General features: G+C 65.3%; 1 protein-coding gene and 1 pseudogene. Both read left to right on the top strand.

Features of this window, described 5'->3' with window-relative positions:
* Positions 1 to 134 (top strand): annotated as a pseudogene (locus CVH10_RS27325) (phosphate ABC transporter permease subunit PstC); the annotation flags it as partial.
* On the top strand, positions 127 to 323 hold a 197-nt coding region (locus CVH10_RS19060; RefSeq protein WP_146143086.1), incomplete at its 3' end, for a DUF3333 domain-containing protein. The pseudogene CVH10_RS27325 and the gene CVH10_RS19060, both read left to right, overlap by 8 nt.

The raw sequence follows: 323 nt of genomic DNA, 5'->3' as shown, positions 1-323 counted from the left end.
CCGGCGACCAGGAGTTCAACAGCGCCAAGACCCTGTCCGCCTTCGGCCTGGGCCTGACCCTGTTCCTGGTCACCCTGATGCTGAACATCATCGCCCACCGGATCGTGCAGACCTATCGGGAACAATATGACTGACGCGACCCCCGATCGGATCGACGGCGCTTCCGCCACCGGGCGGCTGGAGCGTCTGCGTGCGGGGCTGAATCGCCGCCACGCCAAGGAAACCCGGTTCAAATGGTATGGCCGTCTGGCCATCGCCGCCGCCATGCTGTTCCTGGCCGTGCTGCTTGTCCGCATCGTCGAGCAGGGCCACACCGCCTTCTA

The sequence above is a fragment of the Halomonas sp. ND22Bw genome (assembly GCF_003011945.1).
Classification (GTDB): domain Bacteria; phylum Pseudomonadota; class Gammaproteobacteria; order Pseudomonadales; family Halomonadaceae; genus Halomonas; species Halomonas halophila.
The sequence above is the reverse complement of the archived record's forward strand: the minus strand, read 5'-3'. Positions and strand labels throughout refer to the sequence as shown.